Genomic DNA, 25,395 nt, shown 5'->3' on the forward strand with positions numbered 1-25,395 from the left:
CAGGGGGAGATTCTTTTAAAAATCTTCCTTCTGATACATATGCGCCATGCGTTCATGCTTGGTTTTGAGGTATTGCTCATTGAATGGATTCAGACCGACAGTGAGTGGTACACGGTCCACTACATTAATACCTTGCCCTTTCAGTGCATCAATTTTTAAAGGGTTATTGGTGATCAGGCGGACGGCTTTTACACCTAGGTGATCCAGCATGATGCTGCACATATCATATTGACGTGCATCTGCAGGTAAATTCAGCATCAGATTGGCATCGACCGTATCATGCCCCTGGTCTTGCAAGGCGTATGCACGGATTTTATTGGTCAGGCCAATTCCGCGTCCTTCCTGACGTAAATAGAGAATGACACCGCGACCCACTTCATTAATCAGTTTTTGTGTTGCCTGGAGTTGAGGGCCACAGTCGCATTTTAATGAAGCAAAGGCATCACCGGTTAAACATTCAGAATGTACACGCACCAGCACAGGTTCATCACTTGGTTCTTCGAGGCCTTTGGAGAGCGCGACATGTTCTTCGCCAGTCTTAGGGTCTTGAAAAACAGTAATTTTAAATTCACCATGAGCGGTCGGTAATCTTGAAGTTGCGACAAATTCGATAGGCACAGCTGAACCCGTAAAATCCTAATAAAGTAGCTAAAGTATAGCGTAATGCTTAAACATTAGTAGAATTGCTCAGCTGAATTTATGAAGAACATTTTCTTTTTTGTAGAAAGCGAACGATAATAGTTGATAAATAGTAAGATTATTCAGGATAATCGTAGCCTGCAAATTTTTCACCCCGACGAGATCGCTGTTTAATATTGCATCGCTAGAAGCGTAGTTGAATTGAAGCTGCTACAATTCAACTATATGATCGGTTATTCCCCATTGACCTAGCTTAAGATTTTGCCAGGCTTTAGAAGGCTTTGCCATATATGCTGTATACAGAAATACCAACTCAACGCCCTGTAACACCGTTGCTTGATGCGATCGATCATCCTGAGCAACTGCGTGCACTCGAGCAAAGCCAGCTCACACAAGTGGCGGATGAGTTACGTCAATTCATTTTGTATGCTGCGGGTCAGAGTGGTGGACACTTTGGGGCCAATCTGGGTGTGATTGAGCTTACTGTCGCTTTACATTACTGCTTTAATACGCCACATGATCGCCTGATCTGGGATGTGGGTCATCAGGCTTATCCGCATAAGGCGTTGACCGGACGTCGTGAACAGCTCACTACAATCCGTGCAAAAGATGGTCTGGCCGCATTTCCGGCGCGTGAAGAATCCGAATTTGATACTTTTGGGGTAGGGCATTCATCTACCGCAATTTCTGCTGGCCTCGGCATGGCTTTGGCACGCCGTTATCAGAACAATCCGTGTGAAGTCGTATCAATCATTGGTGATGGGGCCATGACCGCAGGTATGGCTTTTGAAGCTATGAATGATGCTGTGGCACATCAGGCTGACCTGATGGTGGTTCTGAACGACAATGATATGTCGATTTCATGTAGTACTGGCGGTTTTGCCAAGCATCTCGCTGCAATCTGGGAACGTGGCGAATTCGTCAACGTAACTGAAGATGGTGAGGCTTATGTACAGCCGCACCCGGAATGGCTGTATAACTCGCGTTTACATCAAGCTGCAACTGATGCCGCAGATAACCTGTTTAAAGCCATTGGTTTTGATTATTTTGGTCCTTATGATGGCCATGATGTTAAACAGCTGGTACACGTTTTTAAAGCTTTGAAAAAACGTAAAGGCCCACGTCTGATCCACATCTATACCAAAAAAGGTAAGGGCTTTGCGCCAGCAGAATGTGATCAGATTAAATATCACGCGATTAGCAAACTCAATGTAGTTGCAGCCCCTAATCCAGCACCCAAATATTCAGATGTATTTGGACAATGGTTATGTGATGAAGCAGCACAAGACAAACGTTTATTGGCAATTACTCCAGCGATGTGTGAAGGTTCGGGCATGGTGCAGTTTGCCAAAGAATATCCAGAGCGTTTCTTTGATGTTGCTATTGCTGAGCAGCATGCAGTAACGCTTGCCGCTGGTATGGCTTGTGAAGGTTTAAAACCGGTCGTCGCAATCTATTCAACTTTCCTGCAACGTGGTTATGACCAGTTGGTGCATGACGTGGCACTGCAAAATCTGGATGTGACGTTTGGGATCGACCGTGCCGGTCTGGTCGGTGAAGATGGCCCAACGCATGCCGGTGCTTATGACTATGCTTATATGCGTACCATTCCGAATCTGGTGATCATGGCACCAAAAGATGAGAATGAATGCCGTCAGATGTTGCATACGGCTTATCTGTATCATGGTCCGGCAGCAGTGCGTTATCCGCGCGGGAATGGACTGGGTGTGGAAATCCAGAAAACCATGACCGAGATGCAGATCGGTCAGGCAGAATTGTTGCTCAGTCTGAACGAACAATATGATGAATATGTTTCGATTCTAGCATTCGGTAGTCGAGTTCAAGCTGCAGTTGAAGCTGCTCAAGTATTTGCCAGCAAGCATGATGTGGGTGTACGCGTGGTAAATATGCGTTTCATCAAACCACTGGATACCAAAATGTTAAACCAACTGGCCCTTTCAACCAGCCTGTTTGTTACTGTTGAAGAACATGCAGTCATGGGCGGCGCAGGAAGTGCAGTGAATGAGTATCTGGCTGAAGCTCAAATTGTTAAACCCATCCTGAATCTAGGTTTAGCGGATAGCTTTATGGCACAAGCAACACATAGTCAAATGTTGCAACAGGCAGGACTTGATAGCCAAGGCATTGAAAAATCAATCAATGAAGCCTGGTCAAAGCTAGGTCAAAGCGTCCTGTTATAAACTCTTAAAAAGTTTCGACACATTTTTTCCCAAAAAGCCCGGATATTTGCTAAAATATGCGGGCTTTTATGCATTATTCTTTATCAGTATCTTCAAATTTGTAGTGGGTGTTCAATGGAACCTATGGTGGTGATGGCTGCGCGTGCGGCTCAATTAGTTGGTCAAGAGCTTTTAAAAGCGCATCAAAATCGTCATAAACTCGATCTGCAAGTCGAAGAAAAAGGCATTGATGGTCCGGTAACGCGTGTAGATCGTTATCTGGAACAGTTGACCATCGATACTCTACGTAAAAGCTATAAAAATCACAGTTTCCTTGGTGAAGAATTTGGTCTGCAAGAAGGTAAAGGTCACGACGCTGATTGGTGTTGGGTGATTGATCCACTTGATGGCACACTAAACTTTATCAACGGTTTTCCGCATTTCTGTATCTCTATCGCAGTTCAGCACAAAGGTATAACTCAGCACGGTGTTATTTATGACCCTGTGAAAGATGAGCTATTCTCTGCGAGCCGTGGTCGTGGTGCGATGCTGAACCAGCGCCGTATCCGTGTAAATGTTAAAGACAGTCTGAACAATACTTTCCTGGCAGTTGGTCATGCTTACCGTACTAAACGTAATGGTGAAGTAGTCTCTCATGCCAAGAATCATTTTGATGCATTGCTCAATGTGACTGAAGCAGGTGCACAATTCCGTCGTGGGGGTTCAGCTGCCTTGGATCTGGCTTATGTCGCTGCTGGTCGTCTTGATGGTTACTTCGAGCTTGGCTTGAAACCTTGGGATATTGCAGCAGGCGAGTTAATCGTGAAAGAAGCGGGCGGTACTGTGGTTGATGCGCGTGGTGGTAGCGATTCTATGGAAAATGGTCAAGTTTTGGCTTGTTCAATGAAAATGCTGAAACCTCTTATGCAAGCAGTTGTTCCTGCTTGGGGTGACGCAGCGAAATAATCGGGTTTAACGCCGTAAATCGAATATTAAAAAGGTATCTCTCGGGATGCCTTTTTTATTTTTTGAAAATAATTACCTGATAAATATCTTCATATTTAGATGATCCACAGCCTTGATAAAAAGAAAATTGACCAGCTGGAGAATTAATTACATTTCTTTTCTTGTTTAAGTCTTAGAAATTGATGAAGAAATTAGCAGTTAAACAAAATAATCTGAAAAGCGGATGACTTTATGAATAATCCTGCTATAATCTGCGCACGCACTTAATTTCTGTTCGTTACCTGAACATTTCTCTTATTATCATTGTGTATGCGCGTGCGGTCCAAAGAGAGGACGATATCTCGCGCCCCAATCGCTAAAGCGATTCCTTCAGGTTATGCCGTAATCATGCGTGCGTTATATCACATCGTCGTTACTCGGATCGCCGCTGAATCATCTCTTTTCAGCGTTTAATTGCTGTACCGCTTTTTGTCGATGTCCATTTGACTTTATTTTTAATGGAGCACCCAATTTCCGGGTGGAATACTCTATGAGCAAAACTTTTGCTGAATTTTCTTTGCATGAATCGTTACAACAAGCCCTTCAAGGCTTAGGTTTTACTACTCCGACTCCTGTACAAGAACAATCTATCCCTGCTGCACTAGAAGGTAAAGACCTTTTAGTATCTAGCCAGACAGGTTCGGGTAAAACCGCTGCGTTCCTTCTCCCAACTTTGAACGCACTTGCTAACCAAGATACTTTCGTACCATTTAAAGAACGTATGAAAGAGGTGACTCAACCAACTATTTTGGTGATTTCACCAACTCGTGAATTGGCACAACAAGTATGCCAAGACGCGATCGCATTTGTACGTCACATGAAAGGTGTTCGTATTGCTGCAATTATGGGTGGTATGCCTTTTGGTAAACAAATCCAGCAGTTAAAAGGTGCACAGGTTGTGGTAGCAACTCCAGGCCGTTTACTTGACCTTGTTAACCGTCGTCAAATCAAACTTGACAAAGTTGACTCGCTGATCGTCGACGAAGCTGACCGCATGCTAGACCTTGGCTTCTCTGAAGACCTAGAAGCAATCGGTGACTTGGCTGCAAACCGTAAACAAACACTGATGTTCTCTGCAACTTTCGCTCCACGTATCATTACCCTTGCTGAACGCATGATGAATGAGCCAGAGCGTATTGCAATTGAAACTGGTCACTCTACCAACACGGACATTACCCAGACTTTACACTGGACTGATGGCTTTGAGCACAAGAAAAAACTTCTTACTCACTGGTTAAACGAAGAAGATGTTGATCAGGCAGTGGTCTTTGCTTCTACTCAAGAAGATACAGATATGCTGGCTGAAGAACTTGCTGAAGCAGGTTTGTCCGTTGTTGCTCTACATGGTGCGATGCCACAAACCGTTCGTAATCGTCGTCTGCGCAGCATCCGTGAAGGTCGTGCAAAAATCCTGGTTGCAACTGACGTTGCAGCACGTGGTCTTGATGTACCGACAATCTCTCACGTGATCAACTTTGGTCTTCCTATGAAGAACGAAGACTATGTACACCGTATTGGTCGTACAGGTCGTGCGGGCCGTACTGGTAAAGCAATTACTTTAGCGACTTATCGTGAACGCGGTAAAATCCGTGCACTAGAAGATTTTCTTGAAGCTCGTCTAAATGTATCTGAAATTGAAGGTCTTGAGCCATCTCCACCTCCTGCACGCGGTAGCCGTGATGGCGCTGGTCGCGGTCGTGGCGGTCGTCGTGATGGTGGTCGTGGCTTCGGTGGTGGTCGTCGTTTCGAAGGCGAGAGCAACTTCAAACGTCGTGAAGGCGGTGATGACCGTCCACGTCGTAGCTTCGATGACAAACCTCGTGGCGAACGTCCTGCATTCGGTGGCGAAGATCGTCCACGTCGTGACTTCAACAGCGATCGTCCACGTCGTGAAGGTGGTTTCGGTGATCGTCCACGTCGTGACTTCAATGAAGACCGTCCACGTCGCGAGTTTAACAATGATCGTCCACGTCGTGACTTTAGTGACCGTCCTCGTTTTGAAGGTAATGATGACAACCGCGGTAACCGTGTAGATTACAAACCACGTCGTGAAGGTTCATTTGGTGACCGTCCAAAACGTGATTTCGGTGATCGTCCTGCTCCACGCCGTGAAGGTGGTTTCGGTGATCGTCCAAAACGTGATTTCGGTGATCGTCCAGCACGTCGCGAAGGTGGTTTTGGTGATCGTCCAGCGCGTTCATTCGGTGATGACCGTCCAGCGCGTCGCAACTTTGATGACAAGCCACGTGGCGAGCGTTCATTCGGTGAAGATCGTCCACGTCGTAAATTCAATGACTAATTGAATAACGTCTGAAAAAAAAACCAGCCTGAGTGCTGGTTTTTTTATGCATTGATTTTTTGTTTTTTCAGCATAAAATGCCTACTTCATCAACTTTTTCTGGGTTTATGATGATCGGTAATCTGAAAGCGTCTTTTTATAGTCTTTCATATTATTGAGAGGTACATGTCCTACATTGCAGTAACTCTGCTTTTATGCAATCTGATTTATTATGTATATCATTTTTTAAATGGATCATAGTCTGTTAAAATCGCGTCGAAATAAAATTTTTGATTACTAGAAATATATGGCCAGGCATGGAGCATTATGTTTTCCATGAACTTGACCCTTCATTTTCAAATGCTAACATGTTGAACTTCGTTCTTTTGTCATATGCATGCTGAAAAAATGCAGGAATAAACTCAGCTATGAAAAATCAAACAGCGCAGGATCCTCCGTCTTTGATTGAAGTCAAGAATTTGAGTTTCAAGCGGGGTGAGCGTGTAATTTATGACGATGTCAGTTTAAACATTCGTCGTGGACAGATTACTGCCATTATGGGACCTTCCGGAACTGGTAAAACCACTTTATTAAGATTGATCGGTGGGCAACTGACGCCTGAACAGGGTCAGGTTTTACTGGACGGTAAAGATATTGCCAAGATGTCCCGTTCTGAGCTTTTTTCTGCACGTGCACGTATGGGCATGCTGTTCCAAAGTGGTGCTCTGTTTACCGACATGAGCGTCTATGAAAATGTTGCCTTTCCGATTCGTGCGCATACCAAATTGCCTGAACATCTGATTGCTGAAATCGTGGCTTTGAAACTCGAATCAGTAGGACTGCGTGGGGCAGAGCAGATGATGCCTTCAGAGCTGTCTGGCGGGATGAATCGTCGTGTCGCATTGGCTCGTGCGATTGCACTGGACCCAGAGCTGATCATGTACGATGAGCCTTTTGCCGGGCAGGATCCGATTGTCATGGGAGTTTTGACCCGACTGATCCGCTCTCTACGTGAAGCATTGGATTTAACAACCATTATTGTTTCGCATGATGTAGCAGAGACTTTATCGATTGCTGATTACATCTATGTGGTCGCAGAAGGCAAAATCCAGGGTGAGGGCACAGCAGAGGAATTGAAAAATCATCCTTCAGCCTTTGTGCAACAGTTCCTAACCGGTTCGGTTGAAGGCCCGGTAGATTATCAGTTTAGTCATCAGGCTTATTTAAGTGATGAGGTACGTTCATGAATGCCATTGCTGCCTTAGGTAGACGCGTTATTGAACGTGTTCAGGGGATTGGTGTTGCAACACTGATGCTGTTGCAGATTCTCTTTTCCATGCCGACCTGGCTTGGAGTAAAGCTGTTTGTTTATCAGATGTATCGGGTCGGGGTGCTATCACTCTTGATCATTGCGGTATCTGGCCTGTTTATTGGTTCAGTACTCGGTTTGCAGATGTATACCATCCTGTCGACATTTGGTAGTGAAGCGATGCTTGGTACTGCAGTGGCTTTAACCCTGTTACGTGAATTGGCACCTGTGGTTGCTGCCTTACTGTTCGCGGGTCGTGCCGGTTCTGCTTTAACCGCCGAAATTGGTCTGATGAAAGCGACCGAGCAATTGTCCAGTATGGAAATGATCGGGGTTGATCCCTTAAAACGGGTGATTTCACCACGCCTTTGGGCCGGTATTTTTAGCTTGCCCATGCTCTCAGTGATCTTTGCTGCGGTCGGGATTATGGGCGGAAAAATGGTAGGTGTTGATTTTCTGGGTGCTGATGAAGGGGCATATTGGAGTGGCATGGAAAGTACCGTGCAATTCTATAAAGATGTCCTGAATGGCACCATTATCAAGAGTTTTGTTTTTGCATTAATTTGTACCTGGATTGCGGTTTATCAGGGTTATGCCTGTGAACCAACATCAGAAGGTATCGCAACTTCTACAACACGTACGGTTGTCTATTCTTCGCTGTGCGTATTAGGTTTTGATTTCGTGTTGACTGCGGTCATGTTCGGAGGTATTTAATGAAATCACGTACTAGTGAGCTGGCCGTTGGTGTTTTTGTCATTCTTTTCGGGATCGCCCTGTTCTTCTTGGCGATGCGTGTCAGCGGTCTGGTAGGCACCAATATTTCTGATAGCTATCAGATGACAGCGACTTTTGAAAATGTAAATGGCATCAAACCACGCGCTAAAGTTGCTTTAAGTGGGGTGAAAGTCGGTCAGGTCGATAAAATTACACTTGATCCGGTGACCCGTTTAGCCACAGTCCATATCACACTGGATGGCTCTTTGACATCCTTTAATGCCGAGCAGCTCAAGCAGGTTCAGCAGGAAGCCCTCGAAGAGTTACGTTATAGTTCAGACTATACCGCAGCCGATCCTGCACAACAAAAATCAATGGAAAAACAACTATTAGACAACATGAAATCCATCACCAATATTGATGAAGATGCTTACATTATGGTAGCAACAAATGGTTTATTGGGTGAAAAGTATCTGAAAATTATTCCAGGTGGCGGTCTGACTTACTTGAAACGTGGTGAGCAGATTGCGAACACTCAAGGGACCATGGAAATTGAAGATTTAGTGACGAAATTTATTACCGGCGGTGCCGGAAAATCGTCAGATAGTCAGGAAAGTGCCTCAGAAGAAGCTGCATTTTCAGAAACAACAGATGCAGAACCTGCATTTGTTGAATAACAGATTGAGGAGATTTGAGTGAAGACTTTAGTAAAACAAACGCTTGCTGCAAGCATTCTTTCAACAATGGTTGCTGGTACAGTGTTTGCTGCACCGTCTGAAGCCCCACCTGCTTTTATTAAAAGAGTTGCAGACAATTTGATTGATCGTCTTAAAACCGATCATGCCAAATTGCAGAATAATCCTGCGCTTGTGAAAACGATTGTCCGTCAGAACCTTGACCCGTATATCGATTCACAATCGTTTACCCGGATTGTGATGGGGACTTATGCGACCAATCAGTATAGTACTGCGGCGCAGCGTGCACAGTTTGAAAAAAACTTCCGTGAAACCCTGATTGAAAATTATGGTACGGCTTTCTCTAAGTTCAGTAACCAGACTTACAGCGTTCGTCCTTACAAGGCGACTAACAGCAAAAATCCTGTGGTGACCATCGACTTTAATAACAAAGGCGAGAAAATTCCGGTTGCTTTCCAGCTGGTTGATAAAGGTTCACAATGGAAAATCCGTAACATCAATGTGTCTGGTATTGACCTAGGTCTGCAGTTCCGTAACCAGTTTGCGGCTACAGTAAAACGTAATGGTGGTAACCTAGATAAAGCCATTGCTAACTTCAAGCCAGATGCTGAAGCGGCGATTGACAAGAAAAAATAAGATAGGTGAGCTGTGATTCAATTCAATAATCAGGAACTGCAGGTTTCAGGCAAGATTGACGCTGACAATGCGCAGAGCTATTACTTAGATGGTCTGCGCGTCATTCAGTCACAGGACAAGTTTCCTATGGTAGTTAATCTGGCTGGACTTGAGCAGGGTAGTACTTTGGCTTTGGCAGTTCTGGTGCGCTGGTTGCGCCAAACTCCACAAGCACGAGGACTACAGTTTAAAGCGGTTCCTGAGAAAATGATGAAGATCATTCAGGCCTGTCATTTGCAGGATGATCTACAGATCATTCAGTAAATAAAAAAGCACCGAAAGGTGCTTTTTTATTGCCGGTATATTTTAAAAAAGTTCCTCTCTTTCTCAAAGGGAGCTTAGGAGGGATTAGTTAATTAACCTCTCCCTAACCCTCTCCTGAAAGGAGAGGGGACTTGTATTTTAAAAAAGTGGAGAAATGGGCCTGGACTCGAACTTTAAGCAAATATTGGAAGTCTTTTCTCTCTGAGCGAGATTTAAAGCACTGCCTTAAATCTAAGCACAAGAGAGTTAGAGAGGGTTAATTCTGACCTCACCCTTGAGCAGCAGTACTGCACATCACCTGAAAAGAGAGGGAAATTCCTCCCTTAGGAGAAATTAGGAGGGATTCTAAATCCACTTCTTCCATCTAAAGTAAATAAGAGGCCCAATCAAAAAGCCCATAATAATAATGCTCACCATCACAAAGCTCATCGAACCTTGAGCGAAGGGTAAGACATCAGTGTTCATCCCGTAAATACTGGCAATCAGCATGGGTGGCGCAAGCATACTCGGTAAAATCGAGAAGCGACGGATCGTATCATTCTGTTCAGTGTTAATGAATCCGGACGTGGTATCCAGCAAGAAGCGGACTTTCTGGAACAGGAAGGCATCATGCTCGACCAGTGAGCGGACGTCTTCACTGAGTTCCCGAATATCCGCATCATAAATATGACTGCCTAAGGCTCGTGGACGTGACAGGAAGGTAAGTACCCGTCGTAAATCGATCAGACACAGCTGAGCTTTTCCGAGCATATCTTCCAGTTGGGCCAGACGGGTAATCATGTCATCCAGATCGAGGATCTGCTCACGATGCCGGTTATTCAGAACTTCAGTTGAGTATTTTTCCAGATCCTTATGTACATCTTCCAGAATATCCGCTAGCTCATCCAGTTTGGCTTCGAGTAAACCGAGCAGAATCCAGGTCGGATCTTTATAGTCAATATCATAATCATTGCGACGTGCACGGGCACGAAAGGCCCGGAAAGCTACCAGCTTTTCACCACGCAGGGTAAAGAGCCGGTCTTTATGTAAAATGAAAGCGACTGTCTGAACTGTCGCGAGGATGCTGGCATCATCCTCATGTTCACTTTCGACCTGATAATTTTTATTTTTCGTTAAGAAATAGGTACTGATGTGCAAAATACCGTCATCATCACGGTAAAATCGGGCACTCGAAGAAATATCTTCCAGAGACTTTAAAGTGGGCAGGTTTTGCTCATAGGCATCCAGAATCCATTGCTGTTCTTCCTGTGAAGGCGCAATTAAATCTATCCAAACCAGTTCCGGATGCAGGTCGAAATCACCATTGATGGTGGCATCTTCTAGGCTACCGCGCTCTGTGGCGTAAAAGGCTTCAAGCATGCTGTCTTTTCTCCCTTGCGCAGTATGTTAATCTAAATGCGTGTATTTTAGACAAGGAATTGAATAAAAACACTGATTGTGCAGTTATTTTTGAAAAAAAACTCTCAGGCGCTGCCTGCGTACTATATACCGGCAATGCAATGGTGAAAATGATGAATTCTATCGCAATTTTCTGTGGCTCAGCGCTAGGTTCTGAACCTAGTTATAAACAAATTGCTGAAAAGGTAGGCCAAACCCTGGCAAAAAGACAGCAAACACTAATTTATGGTGGGGGTCGTTCCGGATTAATGGGCATTGTAGCAGATAGTGCCTTAGCTGCAGGGGGCGAGGTCATTGGTGTCATTCCAAGACCCTTGGTAAATCGCGAGCTGGCACATCCGCATATTACGAAGTTGTATGTGGTCGATAATATGCATGAGCGTAAGACCAAAATGTCAGAACTCTCCGATGGTTTTATTGCCATTCCAGGTGGGGCTGGAACGCTCGAGGAAATTTTTGAGCAGTGGACTTGGGCTCAACTCGGGATTCATAAAAAACCTTGTGCTTTTCTTAATGTCGATGGCTTTTATGATGATCTGGTTAAATTCATTCAGATGACCACAGACAAAGGTTTTACCAAGCCACGTTTTACTGAAGCTTTGATTGTGAGTGATGACTTCGAAGAAATTTTGCAGAAATTTCAAGATTACCAGCCGCCTGAAGCAAAATGGGGTATGGTCGATCAGGAAGATCTCGTAAAATAGGGATTTCCTATTTGATCGTTCCGAATTCATGAAAATTATTACCGTTGCAGCTGCCATTATTTTGAATTCTGATCAGCAGCTGCTGGTGGTTCGTAAGAAAAATACTGACTGTTTCATGCAAGTCGGTGGCAAGTTGGAACCGGATGAAGCACCTGAACGCACCCTGCTACGTGAAATTCAGGAAGAAATTGGCTGTCAGGCTGAGATTCAGCAATTCATTGGGCGTTTTGAGACACAAACTGCCAACGAACCGGATCATCAACTGGTCAGTTATGTTTATCTGGTGCAATTAGATGGCGAGCCACATATTGAGGCTGAGATTGCCGAAATGAAATGGGTGGACCTGAATCAGAAAGATGTGAAACTTGCACCATTGACTACAGAAATTGTCATACCCTGGGTTAAAAAGAACTTATTGGTACAAGCCTGATTTAAAGTTTGGCTCCTGCCAGACAAGCGGCGTAAATCTGCTGGCAGCCCAGTTTTTCCAGTTGCTGGCTTAAAGCTCGAATCGAGCTGCCAGTCGTAACCACATCATCGATAATCAGAACCTTACGATAACGAACTTTTGAAGAGGTAGTGACCCTGAATTGGGCTTCAATGTCTTCGATACGTTCCAGACGGCTTAAGCCTTTTTGTGAATGTTGCTTGAGTCGTTCAATGGGCTGCCAGACAGGAACTTGTAAGTGTTTGGCAACATGCTTGGCCAGTAATAGGGATTGATTATAGCCACGTTCGACCAGCCGTTCGGTTGAAATCGGCATAGGAACCACTGCACTGATTTTAGGAAATTTTAAGGTCAGTAATGCACCTGCCAATAAAGGTTCCAGATGCAGCTTTTGTTCATATTTAAATAATTGAATCAGGCGATCCATTGGGTAGGCATAGTCACAAGCCACTTGAAACTGCATTTCCTGACGCTGAATGGTCTGATGTGCCCAAGGTAACTGTTGCCAGCAATCCTGACAGACAGAATGCAGGTTTTGATAATCTGTCTGGCACAGCTGACAAGGCTGTAAACGATTCAGCCAGAGTTTACCCTGTTGTAAAAGCTTAAACATAGGCATAGCGTGGAGCCTCAGGTAGCCAGCGTTTTAATAATCCATCCGCCTGTTTCGGATAATCTTTTAGCATCTGCTGGGCGACATAATGGGCCTGATTCAACAAGTGATCATCACGTTCCAGCTTGGCTACACGGAAACCCATATCACCGGTCTGTTTGGTACCCAGTAATTCACCTGGACCACGTAATTCCAGATCTTTCTCGGCAATGATAAATCCATCATTGGTTTCACGCATGATGCGCAGACGTTCCTGACCATTTTGGGACAATGGATTTTTGTAAAGGAGGGCACAGAAACTGGCTTTGGCACCCCGGCCAACCCGACCACGCAGCTGATGTAGTTGTGACAGGCCGAGACGCTCGGCATTTTCAATCACCATAATGGAGGCATTCGGGACATCAACACCGACTTCGATCACAGTTGTAGCAATGAGTAGCTGTAGTTTATTGTCTTTGAATTCCTGCATGACTGCCTGTTTTTCATCGGCTTTCATCTTGCCATGTACCAGACCGATATTCAGTTCAGGAAAGCGTTCCTTAATTTCGGCAAAGGTTGCTTCTGCAGCTTGGGCATCCAGTGTTTCAGATTGCTCTACCAAGGTACATACCCAATAAGCTTGCTTACCTTCAGCACAATTCGTGGCAATCCGTTGCAGAACCTCTTCTCGCCGATCTAACGGAATAGTCACAGTCTGGATCGGAGTACGGCCCGGTGGGAGTTCATCAATAATCGAAGTATCCAGATCCCCATAGGCTGACATGGCAAGCGTGCGTGGAATCGGGGTCGCGGTCATCACCAGTTGATGCGGCGACATGCCATCCAAGCCTTTATTTCTCAAGGCTAAGCGTTGATCGACCCCAAAACGATGCTGCTCATCAATAATCACTAAGCCCAGTTTGGCAAACTCGACATTTTCCTGAAACAGGGCATGTGTGCCCACCACCAGATCCGCGCTGCCATCACGGATCACTTGCTCTGCTGTAGCACGCGCTTTACCTTTCTGTTTCCCGGAAAGCCAGGCGACATTTAAACCGAGTGGTTCGAACCAGCGCTTGAAGTTGAGGTAATGCTGTTCGGCCAGAATTTCAGTGGGTGCCATCAGCGCGACTTGCCAGCCTTCTTCTAGGGCATGACAGGCTGCTACGCCGGCAACCAAGGTTTTTCCTGCACCCACATCACCCTGCACCAGACGTAGCATTGGTTTATTCTGCTTCAGGTCTTTAGCAATTTCTTTGGATACACGTTTTTGTGCACCGGTCATTTCGAAAGGTAAACCGGCCAAAAGCTGTTTGGCATAGGTTTTACTCGGGGAAAATGAAGGGGCTTCAATCTGCTGAATAAAGGCACGCCGAGTCAGTAAACTGATTTGATGCGCCACCAGTTCCTCAAAAATCAGACGCTGCTGTGCTGGATGTGAGCCTTGAGTGAGCTGCAACATATTGGCATCCAACGGCGGATGATGAATATATTCCAATGCCTGCTTCAGGCCATAACCATTGCTAAATTTTTGTGGCAACAGTTCAGGCAAGTCATCACTATGCAGTTCTAGTGCCTGTTTAATATATTCCCGCAGCTTGGGCTGAGTCAGTCCTTCGGTTGCCGGATAGATCGAGGTGAGTTGGGTATGAGGCAGAGGTGTATGTTCAGTAATCACTTGCAGCTCTGGATGATACATTTCCAGGCCACGGGCACCGACTCGCACTTCACCAAAGACTCTTAAACGGTTACCGAGCTTGCAGCGATCGGTAATGCCTTTATAAATATGATAAAAGCGCAAGGTTACTTTGCCAGAATCATCATCCAGTAACACCGCCATGGACTTGCGTTTACCGGGAGGGAAATCAACCCCTTTCACGACACCTTCCAGCAAATAGCTGCGTCCCACTGTCAATTGATTCATGGGAATGATCGTGCTACGGTCTTCATAGTCACGTGGTAGATGAAAAAGCAAATCATCAGTATTAAAGATATTTAGTTTTTCGAGTAAAGCAGCGGCGGCATTGCCAACGCCTTGTAACTGATGGACTGCAGCCATGTCCCCTCAACCAGGTCTGTGATTCGGTGTCGAATGCATATTTTATTTATTGGTTATGGTAAAACATCCGAGCGGGTAGCTAAACAATTATTTGAGCAAGGTCATCAAATTAGCACAATTAGCCAAAGTCCCAAAACAGATTCATTCGCAACTCATCTGATTCAGGATGTGCACACTCTGGATTTAAGTGTAGTCGCTCCGATAGATTGGGTCTATGTGTTACTCAGTCCCAAACAGAGTGGTGTCGAAGCCTATCAGCACATTTATCTGGATTCGGTTCAGCCAATCGTCACTGCCTTGAAATTCCATCCGGTAAAAAGAATTGTGGTGGTGTCATCAACCCGGGTTTATGGACAGAATGCAGGTGAAAGCGTGGATGATGAAACTGAAATTTATCCGAATGATGTTCAAGGTGAAATTCTGCATCAGATGGAACAGGTATATCTCGCGGCTTATCCTGAACAATGCACCATTATCCGCCCAAGTGGGATTTATGGGGCTTCTGTGGCACGTATGCAGAAAATGGCAGCATCAATGACCAGCTATCCAAATCTGCATTGGTCGAATCGGATTCATATTGAAGACTTATCACGTTTTCTAGCTCAGATGATTCACGTGGAACATCCTGATTCTTCATATATTTTGACCAATAATCAGCCAAGACTTCTGCATGAAGTCCTGCAATGGTTTCAGCAGCAGATGGGCGTACCTATATTGAAAGTGGAAAGTGACAGGGTGACGGGTAAAAAGCTGTATGCCACAAGAATTGAAAAGATGGGATTTGAATTACAATATCCAGATTGTTTTCAGGATTATTTAGAGTTGATGAATAAGACTGATTTATAAATTTGGAAGTTCCTCCTTCCTCTGGGAGGAGGTTAGGAGGAGGGTTTTTTAAATCACCTCTCTCTAACCATCTCCTAAAAGGAGAGGGAATATCTATTATTTTTATTAATTCTCAAGCAAAAAAAGAGAGGCAAAAACCTCTCTTTTCCTTTACTTAAGCTTTACTTTTTCTTGCGTTTCGCACGTTTCTTGGCTTGTTCAGCCGCAACTGCATCTAATGCTTCTTTCAGCTCTTCATCGGTAAAGGACGTGATGTGATGCAGCATTTGCAGCTTCACTTCATCCAGTACCAGATCTGCATACTGCGCAACATTGGTCAGCTGCTCATCATAGACAATGGCATTGTCTTCGTTGGTACATATATAGCCTTTTTGCGTCAAAACTTTGATAAAGCTTTGGAATAAGGCTTTATCAAAGAATTCTGGTGAGTTGAATTCATATAGTACAGAAAGGCGTTGCCCCACCAGATGACTCAGTTCTTCCACCTGACGGGTCGAAATGTTGCCTGGTCCACGCTGAGTGATTAAAGCCAGTGTCATATAGTAACGCTCCAGACTTTGGGTCACTGGAGCAGCCAGAACTTCAAGCTGGTGATGCGCTTCAGTATTTGGTGCTGGTGCTACCAGATTTTCACCATCTTCACTGATCAGGTTGGTTGCAAGTAAAGCATCGATATATGCGTCAACGTGTTGCTGAATTTCGTCTTCTTTCCATTTTAGGAACAGCTCGGCTTTCAGGAACGGATAGAGCGTACTGCTGGCATTAATCGCATCTTCACGACGAATCATGCCGTTGTGTTCTACCAGTGCTGCAACCAGGGAAGGCAGTACAAAACTATGCACGATGTTATTACGGAAATAGGTCAGCAATACAGCCTGATTATCTTCAATCGCAATAATATCGCCCAGAACATGTTTCACCCGTTTGATCAGCTTGAGCTTCATTGCATAGGCAATAATCTCTTTACCTGAAAGTGAGGTAATTTGCATACGCTCATCATAAGGTAAAGCCACCAGCAGATTACGGTAGGTATCCAGCTGCTTGATACAGATTTCTTCGTCCAGGGTATGTTTCGGTGTTGCCAATAAAATGAGTGACAGCAGTGAAACCGGATTCACCACGACTGCACGGTTGATATTTTCCAGAATGGCTTGAGCAGAACTATTGACTGCATCAGATACCGGCTGCGGAATCGGATCATCATTCTTTTCAATTTTGATATGTTCTGCACCATGCTGTTTCAGGATGTCATCCAGAAATACTGGTTCACCGAAATTCAGATGGACCTTGCCAAAAATACGTTCAATTTTGCGCAAGGTTTTCAGGATACCGAAAATAGATTCTGCTTCTTTCGGCTTGCCGTTCATCTCACCGACATAAGTACCACCTTCCATCAGGCGTTCATAGCCGATATAAGTCGGAACAAAGACAATTGGCTTGGCCTTGCCACGTAAATGACCATGTATTGTCATCGCCAGCATGCCGGTTTTCGGTGGCAGCAGACGACCAGTACGTGAACGGCCACCTTCGATAAAGTATTCCAGTGGAGTATTACGCGACAGCACGCTATACAGATACTCTTTAAATACAGTGGTATAAAGTGCATTACCGCGGAAGGTACGACGGATAAAGAAAGCACCACCACCCCGTAAGATTTGACCCACAAATGGCATGTTCAGGTTATCGCCTGCCGCAATATAAGGCACCATTAGGCCACGGCGATAGATTACGTAAGACAATAATAAATAGTCGATATGACTGCGGTGACATGGCGTATAGACAATTTCATAATCTTTGGCCAGTTCACGCACGGTACTGAAATTATGCACTTCAACACCGTCATAGAGCTGGGTCCATAAACGGGTCAAGGCTTTATCGGCGAAGCGCACGGTAGAATGAGAATAGTCCGATACAATTTCATTCAGATAGCCAATCGCACGACGTTCTGCTTCCAGCATACTGATTTTGCTACGGATACTTTCGTTACGAATAGCCGCCTGTACATCCGGAGATTTAATCAGGCCATGCATCACATTACGGCGATCTGACAGGTCAGGGCCGAGAATCACTTCACGCTGTGCATCTAGATAATCATTTAGTCGGCTAACAATATAGGTCGCTGGCGCTGAATTTGGATACGTTTCTTTGGCAAAGTCCATGAGGGCGCGTAAAGATTGCGGCTCATGAAACTCCAGATAAGACTGGCGGCCATGCAGACCGATATTCACCAGCTGTTTGACTCGGCTTGGTGTTGACCAGGTATCGGTAAATAAAAGCTTGAACCAGGAATCTTCTTTTTCAGGATCACGACCCCAGAGCACAGTGACCGGTACTAGTTCCACGTCTAGTTCAGGATTTTTTTCGAGTACTTCAATCAGACGTAACAGACGTGGTGGAAAGGCATGTGGTGGTGAGCTAAGCAGATTATTCTCATCATGGTACTGCAGGAACAGCACTGAAGCCTTTTCCTTGCTGTCACCAATCTGTAGAGGATCGAGCGCAGGTGGCATATTTAAACGGCGAGTTTCTGCATCAACTACCAGCGCATTACTGCGTGAATGATTCTGCAAGATATAGCAGACAATTTTCTGCTGCGCTGCCGGAATCTGGTCAGTAGTAGGAGTTGTCACTTCACTTGGTACTTTCCCAAGAACATGCGGGGTGACCACAAGATCAAGTAGCTTACTTGAAAGCTTGCGATACATTTGACCAAAGCCACTCTTGGACATAGTTACTCCTAATTTTACTGACCAAAACTACAGAATTTCTGAGGGAATTTATTTTGATTGATTATAAAAACAAACAATATGTCATTTTCTGACAAATTCAATCGAAGTGGTTCAATTTTAGCGCGAAAGCAGATGTTTTTCCTAGTAAGTTGCAAGAGTAGTTGACAGAACAGTCAATCAATCTTTAGAAGATTGCTTGGATTTTATGGCAGAATATTCAGAATAAATTGTATAGATTTATTTCTACACTTTTGGATCTTGCCAATATCACACAGGTTGCTTATGAATGCCTTAACACAGGAACTGGTCGAGCTGCTCAGTTTAGAAAAGTTAGAAGAAAATATTTTCCGGGGAATTAGCCGTAATCTGGTAGGCAAGCGCGTATTTGGTGGGCAGGTCTTGGGGCAGGCTCTACGTGCTGCGTCTTATACTACAGATCGTCCTGCGCATTCATTGCATGCCTATTTCCTGTTTGGTGGCGATGTCAATGCACCGATCATTTATGAAGTAGACCGTATCCGTGATGGCAAAAGTTTCGTCAGTCGTCAGGTTCGCGCCATTCAGCATGGCCGTACCATTTTCATGTGTATGGTTTCTTTTGCGCATCAGGAAGAAGGCCTGAACTATCAGATTTCAGAACCTGAATATCCACCGGCAGAAAGCCTGAAAAATGAAGCAGAACTCACCCGGCAGATTATTGAATTTATTCCGGAAAATGTACGTGCGTCTTTCATGCGTGACCGTCATGTCGAGATTCGTCCTGTAATGCCGGTGAACCCATTCCAGCCGCAACCGGAAGCGCCGAATTATGCGCACTATATCCGTACTCATGGAAAGATTGCTGCAGAAGTGGATGAGATTTCCCTGCATCAGGCGATTGCTGCTTTCTATTCGGACTTTACCTTAATGACCACGGCACTACGTCCGCATGGTTTGAGTTATCTGTCTCCAAGCTTGCAATGTGCCAGTATTGACCATGCCATGTATTTCCATAAACCGTTCCGGGTAGATGAATGGATGTTATACGACATGGATGCTACTCAAAGTGCCAGTTCGCGTGGTCTGAACTTTGGCCGCATGTGGCAAAATGGTGAGCTGGTCTGTAGCACCACACAAGAAGGCTTGATCCGTTTACGTGAAATTGAAACCCAGTAAAGCGGACTTTTAATCTAAATAAAGCCGGATCCCAGATCCGGCTTTATGTTTTTTAAGCATGGCTCTTTATAAAAAATTACTCGATTCTCCAGTATTTGCATGGCATATTGCCCTTAAGATCAATATTAAAAATGCATGTAAAATGAGCTTAAATACGCAGATTTTAATTGCCGCCGTATTGGGGGTACTGTTTGGATTTTTACTGACTTTATTTCCACAAAGCACATTTTTTAATGTCGGCCTATACGGGATTGGAATTGCCAGCAGCCTTTTTATTGGCCTGCTGAAAATGATTTTGATTCCTCTGATTTTTACTTCAATCGTGGTTGGGGTCTCTAATCTGCGGGCGGGGGGACAGCTGAGTCGAACCTGGAAAATTACTTTGCTGTGTTGTGTGACCACCACCTCATTGGCACTGATTCTTGGCCTCACTTGTGCACATCTGTTTGATGTAGGGAGAGGTGTGGATGTGGTGATGTTTCAGGATGCCATGGCTCAGCATCAAACGCCTGATACTTTAACGCCCTCTTCTTTCTTTACTAATTTTATTCAGAATACCCTGATCAACCCCTTTAAGGCCTTTGCTGATGGCAATGTCTTGGCCGTTGTGATTTTTGCTCTGTTTATCGGTGTGGCGCTGGTCGCAGGTGGAGACAGCTTCCGTACTGTGCGTAAGCTCAGTCACCAGCTTTTTGACATCATGATGTTGATGATTGGCTGGATCATGAAACTGGCACCGATTGGGATTTTTGCATTACTCGCCAAGTTAATTGCCACTGAAGATATTTCAGTACTGAGCCGTCTGGCCGAGTTTGCGGCAGTGGTGACAGGTACCACAATTTTTCATGGGATAGTGGTGTTGCCGTTATTGCTATGGATCTTCGGAAAAATGAATCCACTGACCTTTTTTAAAGGCACCCGTAGTGCATTAATTACCGCCTTTGCCACCAGTTCCAGTTCGGCAACCATGCCGATTTCTTTAAAGTGCGCGCAGGAAAATCTAGGCGTACGTCCGCAAACAGCCGGTTTTGTGATTCCACTTGGCACGCAGCTGAATATGGATGGAACAGCACTTTATGAAGCAGCCGCAGCTTTGTTTATTGCCAATCTGATGGGGCTGGATCTAACCTTAGGTCAGCAGCTGGTGGTTTGTGCCACGGCAATGATTGCGTCCCTAGGTGCACCGGGCATTCCAAGCGCCGGCATGGTCACCATGATCATGGTGCTGCAATCGGTGGGGCTGCCTGCTGAAGCGATTGCGATTTTACTTCCGATTGACCGTCTGCTGGATACTGTACGTACTGTGGTCAATGTACAGGGCGATATGATGATTAGTGTGGTGGTAGATCGACATACCCGCGAGCCTGAAGTGCCAGTTTAATCTTTGTCTAATTCAGCTTTATCTAAGTCTGGATTCCAGACAATTTCCCAGAGATGACCATTGGGATCCTGAAAATAACCTGCATATCCGCCATAAAAAGTCGTGTGTGCAGGTTTAATAATTTTAGCACCGGCACGTTCTGCCTGTGCCATTGCTTGATCGACTTATAAGGGACTATAAACATTATGTCCCAGAGTCATTTGAGTCGGACAGATTGGACTCGGCTCCAGACCGGTATCTTGCTGGATACTACGCTGTGGCCATAAGGCAAGCTTAAGACCAGGTTGTAACTGAATAAAAGCCACCGTGCCATATTCAAACTCTTCACCCATAATGCCTTCACTGGGAAAACCCAGTCCGTCATGGTAAAAGCGTAATGAAGCTTCCAGATCGAGCACACCGAGGGTAATCACAGAAATCCGTGCTTGCATAACTCCCTCCTGATTATGATTGCTATATTTCTATCTTAGGACAAATAAAAAGCAGGGAAGAGATCCCTGCTGTTAGAAATTGTAATAACAGGCAAGCTTAAGCGACTTTGAGAGTAGCACGTTTGGCTGCCTGTGAATGGTTGAGATAATGCAGCGCATCATCGGTACTGCCTTCATGCACCGGATCATACCAGGGCATTAAGTAGCCGAGCTGTTGGGATACTAACCACAGTGGATTTGGCAACAGGCGGTTATCTAACTGGGAAATACGTAACCATTCTTTCCAAATCCAGGGTTTATATATGGCAGGTTTAAGTGGTTTAAAGCGTGGATCCTGTGCCATTAAATGTGCAGCACCATCCACCCAAAGGCCAATTACACCAATAATGACCACCACACTTAGATAATAACGGGCAATATAGCCGCCACCTAGGTGACGATATAAATCAAAAGCCACACTACGATGTTCGATTTCTTCAGCACCATGCCATTTCACCAGATCCAGCATATTCGGATCAGCACCCAAACGTTCCCATTCAGTATTGTAGAGTGCGTATTTACCCAAAACGCAGGTCATGTGTTCTATCGTCGCAATGATACCGAGACGGAACAGATCCCATTGGTGTTCTAAGAGTTTAGGAATTTTGAAACCGAATGGCTGATCGGCGAGCAGCTTGTTAAATAGGAAATGCATGATGTCCAGATTGCGCTGGATATCAATCTGACGTTCAGATAAATATTCTTTATTGGCCGAATTATGTGCCTGGGCATGCATGGCTTCCTGACGGATAAACGCCTGCACATCATGCTTTAATTTTTCGTCAGTGATCTGGGGGAGGACTTTGTTATATAAACGGCAGAACCAGAGTTCACCCGCGGGTAGAATATTATTAATTTCATTGACGAAGTAACTGGCAAAGGGCTGATCAGGAATCCAGTCGACTGGAGTGTCTTGCCATTCAAAGCTGACTTTGCGAGGCTGGATAAAATAGGAAATGGAAGAGCCAATTCTTGTTGTTTTGAAGCGCGAAAGTAAAGACATGGTGTGAATCCATCACTGCTTGATCAAGACAGTATGAAAAAAATATCCCGAATTGCAGCAGGCAATACGGGACATTCTTTTATCCGATGAAACACATTCGGCTTATTTTTGTGGATCCTGTTCGACAATCTTTGTTGGATCTGCTTCTAGAGGCGCGTCCAGATCATTCAGTTCACTGGCAGTGACTTCATGAGCGCTGTTGGTTTCATCTTCTAATAATTCAATTGGTTCATCAGCTTCGTTTAAACCATGCATTGAAGCTTCAGGAATGCTGTCCAGATCAAATTCAGGTGCTTGATTCAAAGTGAAGTTTAAACGGCCGCCCATCACACTGGCCAGTTCTTCCAAACCTTGCTTGTTTAGAGAAGAGAATAGTTGAATCGAGAAATCCAGCTTCATCTTTTTCAGTTTGGCTTTCACTTCTTGTAGCGCTTTCGAAGCGGGGCCACGGTTCAGCTTGTCGGCTTTGGTTAACAGGACATGTACGAATAATTTACGTGAATACGCCCATTCCAGCATCATCACATCAAAGTGTTGTAGCGGATGACGGATATCCATTAGCAGCACTAAACCTTGCAGGCTCTTACGGTGAATCAAATAGTTTTCCAGTTCTTTCTGCCAGACAATTTTCATGGCTTCTGGGACCGCTGCATAGCCATAACCCGGTAAATCGACCAAACGCTGATCCGGATTGCCAAGGCTAAAGAAGTTGATCATCTGGGTACGGCCTGGTTTTTTGGACGCACGGGCCAACTGTTTCTGATTGGTCAGGGCATTGATGGCACTCGATTTACCTGCATTAGAGCGGCCAGCAAAAGCCACTTCATAACCGGTATCTTCTACACACAAGCTCAGCTTGGGTGCACTCATCAGGAACTCAGCTTTGCGTAACCAGTTGAGGGCTTGTACCGAATATTCAGTAATGGCTGGATCGACCTTTTTTTCATAGCTGATCTTTTGCTTTGGGGCATTTGATGCCTTACTGTTTTTCGACTTTCCTCTGCTGTGATGCATGACTCAACTTCAATGACTAATTATACAAGAAGCTATTATAAAGGAAGTCGGGCGGGCAAGCGAACTTTAGAATTGTTCAATAGAATAAGGGTATTAGAGATTGATCAGACTAATCGGTGACTGGATACTAAAATGTTCCTTAGTCGGTTCAACGACATCACCCAGAATATATTGATCCAGAATGGTATAGAACTGCTCCACAGCCTGATCCAGAATGCCTTTTAATCCGCAATTGGTACGTAATATACAAGGTGGATCATTACATTCTACAATCTGGTTATCACGTTGTAGAATACGCACAATCTGTCCTAGCTGAACTTTCAGGGCAGCTGGATTAAGACGGATTCCACCCCCTTTACCGCGAGAGGTAATGAGCCAGTCCTGTTTTGCCATAAAGTAGACGATTTTCATGGCATGGTTCTGTGAAATCTGTAAGCGCTCCGCCAGCTCGGCAATTGTATAAGGCAGATCACGAGGTTGTGCAACATACATCAGTATGCGCAGCGCATAGTCAGTAAATTTATTCAGTTGCATGATAATACTGATGTTTTTGATGAAAAAATTAGGGTTAGTCTAGCATACCAGACTAACCCTCTGTTTTTATTTTAAGCTGAAGAAGCAGTTAGTGGCGTACACCACCTGTGCCAAAGGCTTCGCTATGAATGTTCTCAGCAGGAATTCCGCGAGCGACAAGTGCCTTTTGCTGTTCAGCCATAAATGGCATTGGGCCACAGAGATAGTAGTCTGCATTGGCTGGTAATAATGCGCTATCTACAGTGCTTAAGTCCAGTCGACCGGCAACATCATAATCCTCGCCCAGTTTATCGCTTGGGTGCGGGAATTCATAAGCAGTCATTGTGCTTAAACGTGGGTATTTGGCTTTCAGGTCATGAATATGCTGTTTCATTGCATGAACCTGTTTGCTACGGCAGGCATGGATAAAAGTCACAGGCTGTGGCATGTCCAGAGTCACCAGCTGGTTTAGCATGGCCACCATTGGAGTTAGACCTACACCGCCACTGATGAACACATTACGTTTGTTCGGATCGATCAGGTAGAAGTTACCTGTTGGTGCAGAGACTTCAATTTCTGAACCTTCTGGCAGGCTGTGTAGGGTATTGGATACCCAGCCTGGAACCATGTCGCCTTTCTGGTCTTCACGTTTCACCGAGATACGCAGGTAATCCGCTTGTGGGCAAGTCGATAGAGTATATTGGCGTGGCTGTTTTAGGTTCAGCTCAGGCACGAATACACGTACTGAAATGTATTGGCCGGCTTCATATTTTGGTAATGGACCGCCGTCAACTGGAGTCAGGTAGAACGAAGTGATTTCATCACTTTCCACGACTTTCTTGGCAATCTTGAAGTTGCGCCAGCCTAACCAGCTACCTTTAGTCTGTTCATGCTGGTCGTAAATCGCTTTTTCAGTTGCAATAAACAGATCCGCCAGTTGACCGTATGCTGCAGCCCAAGCATCAATCAGTGGATCATCCATAGAAATGTTCAGCACTTCACTGATCGAATATAAAAGGTTTTCCCCAACAATACCGTAGTCCGGTGCCTTAATATTTAAGCTCACGTGCTTGTGTGCGATCAGCTCAACCACAGGTAACAGCACAGATGGATCTTCGATATTTTCAGCATAAGCCAGAACCGCACCTGCCAAGGCTTGTGCTTGAGCTCCACTGCGTTGATGTCCCATGTTAAAGGTTTCTTTCAAATCAGGATTATTGCCTAGCATGCGGTTATAGAAATAACCGGTCAGGGCTACCCCATTTTCACGAAGTACAGGAACAGTGGCTTTTACAAGGTCAATTTGCTGTGGAGTCATAGCTGA

Annotated in this window: 22 protein-coding genes and 1 pseudogene; 13 read left to right on the forward strand and 10 right to left on the reverse strand. The window is 44.9% G+C overall.

Features of this window, described 5'->3' with window-relative positions; translation table 11 throughout:
* Window positions 1-15: 15 nt before the first annotated feature.
* A complete protein-coding gene (ribA, locus tag ACWM1W_RS02010) occupies window positions 16-618 on the reverse strand; it encodes a GTP cyclohydrolase II (RefSeq protein ID WP_034169680.1) in 603 nt (200 codons plus the stop codon).
* Between the two features lie 311 nt (window positions 619-929).
* Here ribA and dxs point away from each other — a divergent pair, with 311 nt between their 5' ends.
* The 8 genes from dxs (at window position 930) to ACWM1W_RS02050 (ending at window position 9,759) form a co-directional block, all read left to right on the forward strand.
* Window positions 930-2,840 carry a 1-deoxy-D-xylulose-5-phosphate synthase gene (gene dxs / locus ACWM1W_RS02015; RefSeq protein ID WP_375725890.1) on the forward strand — a complete coding sequence of 637 codons (1,911 nt, stop codon included), beginning with the start codon at window positions 930-932 and terminating at the stop codon, window positions 2,838-2,840.
* Window positions 2,841-2,954: 114 nt separating this feature from the next.
* A complete protein-coding gene (locus ACWM1W_RS02020; protein ID WP_034169679.1) occupies window positions 2,955-3,785 on the forward strand; it encodes an inositol monophosphatase family protein in 831 nt (276 codons plus the stop codon).
* Between the two features lie 529 nt (window positions 3,786-4,314).
* Window positions 4,315-6,123, forward strand: a complete 1,809-nt coding sequence (locus ACWM1W_RS02025) for a DEAD/DEAH box helicase (protein ID WP_375725889.1) — start codon at window positions 4,315-4,317, stop codon at window positions 6,121-6,123.
* Window positions 6,124-6,530: 407 nt separating this feature from the next.
* Window positions 6,531-7,349 (forward strand): ABC transporter ATP-binding protein, encoded by an 819-nt coding sequence (locus tag ACWM1W_RS02030; RefSeq protein WP_034169677.1) that lies wholly within the window; start codon window positions 6,531-6,533, stop codon window positions 7,347-7,349.
* Window positions 7,346-8,125, forward strand: coding sequence for a lipid asymmetry maintenance ABC transporter permease subunit MlaE (gene mlaE, locus ACWM1W_RS02035; RefSeq protein ID WP_214001882.1), 780 nt, complete (start codon window positions 7,346-7,348; stop codon window positions 8,123-8,125). The genes ACWM1W_RS02030 and mlaE overlap by 4 nt, the downstream gene beginning before the upstream one ends.
* Window positions 8,125-8,802 (forward strand): outer membrane lipid asymmetry maintenance protein MlaD, encoded by a 678-nt coding sequence (gene mlaD / locus ACWM1W_RS02040; RefSeq protein WP_375725888.1) that lies wholly within the window; start codon window positions 8,125-8,127, stop codon window positions 8,800-8,802. Before mlaE ends, mlaD begins: the two co-directional genes overlap by 1 nt.
* 18 nt (window positions 8,803-8,820) lie before the next feature.
* The gene (locus ACWM1W_RS02045; protein ID WP_004786965.1) at window positions 8,821-9,456 is read left to right on the forward strand and encodes an MlaC/ttg2D family ABC transporter substrate-binding protein; all 636 of its coding nucleotides are present in this window, start codon (window positions 8,821-8,823) and stop codon (window positions 9,454-9,456) included.
* A gap of 12 nt (window positions 9,457-9,468) precedes the next feature.
* Window positions 9,469-9,759, forward strand: coding sequence for an STAS domain-containing protein (locus ACWM1W_RS02050; RefSeq protein ID WP_375725887.1), 291 nt, complete (start codon window positions 9,469-9,471; stop codon window positions 9,757-9,759).
* Between the two features lie 345 nt (window positions 9,760-10,104).
* Here the strand turns inward: ACWM1W_RS02050 and ACWM1W_RS02055 are convergent, their stop codons facing one another.
* Window positions 10,105-11,118 carry a CorA family divalent cation transporter gene (locus tag ACWM1W_RS02055; protein WP_004786961.1) on the reverse strand — a complete coding sequence of 338 codons (1,014 nt, stop codon included), beginning with the start codon at window positions 11,116-11,118 and terminating at the stop codon, window positions 10,105-10,107.
* A 152-nt stretch (window positions 11,119-11,270) separates the two neighbouring features.
* On the opposite strand from ACWM1W_RS02055, the gene ACWM1W_RS02060 reads away from it, so the two are divergent.
* Together ACWM1W_RS02060 and ACWM1W_RS02065 are read left to right on the forward strand one after the other, a co-directional pair.
* Window positions 11,271-11,861, forward strand: a complete 591-nt coding sequence (locus ACWM1W_RS02060; RefSeq protein ID WP_034169802.1) for an LOG family protein — start codon at window positions 11,271-11,273, stop codon at window positions 11,859-11,861.
* Window positions 11,862-11,889: 28 nt separating this feature from the next.
* Window positions 11,890-12,291, forward strand: a complete 402-nt coding sequence (locus ACWM1W_RS02065; RefSeq protein WP_034169674.1) for an NUDIX hydrolase — start codon at window positions 11,890-11,892, stop codon at window positions 12,289-12,291.
* 1 nt (window position 12,292) lies between these two features.
* On the opposite strand, the gene ACWM1W_RS02070 is transcribed toward ACWM1W_RS02065, so the two are convergent.
* Window positions 12,293-12,928: a ComF family protein gene (locus tag ACWM1W_RS02070; RefSeq protein WP_034169673.1), complete on the reverse strand. Its 636-nt coding sequence runs from the start codon at window positions 12,926-12,928 to the stop codon at window positions 12,293-12,295.
* Entirely contained in the window at window positions 12,915-14,960 is a 2,046-nt protein-coding gene (gene recG / locus ACWM1W_RS02075) for an ATP-dependent DNA helicase RecG (RefSeq protein ID WP_375725886.1), read from the reverse strand. Before recG ends, ACWM1W_RS02070 begins: the two co-directional genes overlap by 14 nt.
* A gap of 33 nt (window positions 14,961-14,993) precedes the next feature.
* Here recG and ACWM1W_RS02080 point away from each other — a divergent pair, with 33 nt between their 5' ends.
* The gene (locus ACWM1W_RS02080; protein WP_375725885.1) at window positions 14,994-15,806 is read left to right on the forward strand and encodes an NAD-dependent epimerase/dehydratase family protein; all 813 of its coding nucleotides are present in this window, start codon (window positions 14,994-14,996) and stop codon (window positions 15,804-15,806) included.
* Between the two features lie 161 nt (window positions 15,807-15,967).
* Here the strand turns inward: ACWM1W_RS02080 and plsB are convergent, their stop codons facing one another.
* Window positions 15,968-18,535: a glycerol-3-phosphate 1-O-acyltransferase PlsB gene (plsB, locus tag ACWM1W_RS02085; protein ID WP_375725884.1), complete on the reverse strand. Its 2,568-nt coding sequence runs from the start codon at window positions 18,533-18,535 to the stop codon at window positions 15,968-15,970.
* 282 nt (window positions 18,536-18,817) lie between these two features.
* Between plsB and ACWM1W_RS02090 the strand changes: the two genes are divergently transcribed.
* Together ACWM1W_RS02090 and ACWM1W_RS02095 are read left to right on the forward strand one after the other, a co-directional pair.
* On the forward strand, window positions 18,818-19,690 hold the full coding sequence (locus tag ACWM1W_RS02090; protein WP_004786947.1) for an acyl-CoA thioesterase: 873 nt from the start codon (window positions 18,818-18,820) through the stop codon (window positions 19,688-19,690).
* Window positions 19,691-19,832: 142 nt separating this feature from the next.
* Window positions 19,833-21,071, forward strand: a complete 1,239-nt coding sequence (locus ACWM1W_RS02095) for a dicarboxylate/amino acid:cation symporter (protein ID WP_375725897.1) — start codon at window positions 19,833-19,835, stop codon at window positions 21,069-21,071.
* On the opposite strand, the pseudogene ACWM1W_RS02100 reads toward ACWM1W_RS02095, so the two are convergent.
* The 5 genes and pseudogenes from ACWM1W_RS02100 to hmpA form a co-directional block, all read right to left on the reverse strand.
* Window positions 21,068-21,502 (reverse strand): annotated as a pseudogene (locus tag ACWM1W_RS02100) (VOC family protein). The gene ACWM1W_RS02095 and the pseudogene ACWM1W_RS02100 sit on opposite strands and share 4 nt — an antisense overlap.
* A gap of 97 nt (window positions 21,503-21,599) precedes the next feature.
* Window positions 21,600-22,544, reverse strand: coding sequence for a metal-dependent hydrolase (locus tag ACWM1W_RS02105; RefSeq protein WP_375725883.1), 945 nt, complete (start codon window positions 22,542-22,544; stop codon window positions 21,600-21,602).
* Between the two features lie 102 nt (window positions 22,545-22,646).
* Window positions 22,647-23,558: a ribosome biogenesis GTP-binding protein YihA/YsxC gene (gene yihA, locus ACWM1W_RS02110; protein ID WP_375725882.1), complete on the reverse strand. Its 912-nt coding sequence runs from the start codon at window positions 23,556-23,558 to the stop codon at window positions 22,647-22,649.
* Between the two features lie 93 nt (window positions 23,559-23,651).
* Window positions 23,652-24,092 carry an RrF2 family transcriptional regulator gene (locus ACWM1W_RS02115; RefSeq protein ID WP_175966140.1) on the reverse strand — a complete coding sequence of 147 codons (441 nt, stop codon included), beginning with the start codon at window positions 24,090-24,092 and terminating at the stop codon, window positions 23,652-23,654.
* Window positions 24,093-24,180: 88 nt separating this feature from the next.
* Complete coding sequence (hmpA, locus tag ACWM1W_RS02120) at window positions 24,181-25,389, reverse strand: NO-inducible flavohemoprotein (protein ID WP_005233731.1); 1,209 nt, start codon at window positions 25,387-25,389, stop codon at window positions 24,181-24,183.
* Window positions 25,390-25,395: the final 6 nt, after the last annotated feature.

The sequence above is a fragment of the Acinetobacter sp. TW_SC_4 genome (assembly GCF_054861205.1).

What these genes read in the sequence shown, in the direction of transcription:
- ACWM1W_RS02030 (WP_034169677.1), top strand. Translation starts at nt 6,531, where the DNA reads ATGAAAAATCAAACAGCGCAGGATCCTCCGTCTTTGATTGAAGTCAAG.
- ACWM1W_RS02065 (WP_034169674.1), top strand. Translation starts at nt 11,890, where the DNA reads ATGAAAATTATTACCGTTGCAGCTGCCATTATTTTGAATTCTGATCAG.
- ACWM1W_RS02025 (WP_375725889.1), top strand. Translation starts at nt 4,315, where the DNA reads ATGAGCAAAACTTTTGCTGAATTTTCTTTGCATGAATCGTTACAACAA.
- ACWM1W_RS02105 (WP_375725883.1), bottom strand. Translation starts at nt 22,544, where the DNA reads ATGTCTTTACTTTCGCGCTTCAAAACAACAAGAATTGGCTCTTCCATT.
- yihA (WP_375725882.1), bottom strand. Translation starts at nt 23,558, where the DNA reads ATGCATCACAGCAGAGGAAAGTCGAAAAACAGTAAGGCATCAAATGCC.
- recG (WP_375725886.1), bottom strand. Translation starts at nt 14,960, where the DNA reads ATGGCTGCAGTCCATCAGTTACAAGGCGTTGGCAATGCCGCCGCTGCT.
- dxs (WP_375725890.1), top strand. Translation starts at nt 930, where the DNA reads ATGCTGTATACAGAAATACCAACTCAACGCCCTGTAACACCGTTGCTT.
- plsB (WP_375725884.1), bottom strand. Translation starts at nt 18,535, where the DNA reads ATGTCCAAGAGTGGCTTTGGTCAAATGTATCGCAAGCTTTCAAGTAAG.
- mlaE (WP_214001882.1), top strand. Translation starts at nt 7,346, where the DNA reads ATGAATGCCATTGCTGCCTTAGGTAGACGCGTTATTGAACGTGTTCAG.
- ACWM1W_RS02090 (WP_004786947.1), top strand. Translation starts at nt 18,818, where the DNA reads ATGAATGCCTTAACACAGGAACTGGTCGAGCTGCTCAGTTTAGAAAAG.
- ACWM1W_RS02070 (WP_034169673.1), bottom strand. Translation starts at nt 12,928, where the DNA reads ATGCCTATGTTTAAGCTTTTACAACAGGGTAAACTCTGGCTGAATCGT.
- ACWM1W_RS02115 (WP_175966140.1), bottom strand. Translation starts at nt 24,092, where the DNA reads ATGCAACTGAATAAATTTACTGACTATGCGCTGCGCATACTGATGTAT.
- ACWM1W_RS02020 (WP_034169679.1), top strand. Translation starts at nt 2,955, where the DNA reads ATGGAACCTATGGTGGTGATGGCTGCGCGTGCGGCTCAATTAGTTGGT.
- ACWM1W_RS02095 (WP_375725897.1), top strand. Translation starts at nt 19,833, where the DNA reads ATGAGCTTAAATACGCAGATTTTAATTGCCGCCGTATTGGGGGTACTG.
- mlaD (WP_375725888.1), top strand. Translation starts at nt 8,125, where the DNA reads ATGAAATCACGTACTAGTGAGCTGGCCGTTGGTGTTTTTGTCATTCTT.
- hmpA (WP_005233731.1), bottom strand. Translation starts at nt 25,389, where the DNA reads ATGACTCCACAGCAAATTGACCTTGTAAAAGCCACTGTTCCTGTACTT.
- ACWM1W_RS02060 (WP_034169802.1), top strand. Translation starts at nt 11,271, where the DNA reads ATGAATTCTATCGCAATTTTCTGTGGCTCAGCGCTAGGTTCTGAACCT.
- ACWM1W_RS02080 (WP_375725885.1), top strand. Translation starts at nt 14,994, where the DNA reads ATGCATATTTTATTTATTGGTTATGGTAAAACATCCGAGCGGGTAGCT.
- ACWM1W_RS02055 (WP_004786961.1), bottom strand. Translation starts at nt 11,118, where the DNA reads ATGCTTGAAGCCTTTTACGCCACAGAGCGCGGTAGCCTAGAAGATGCC.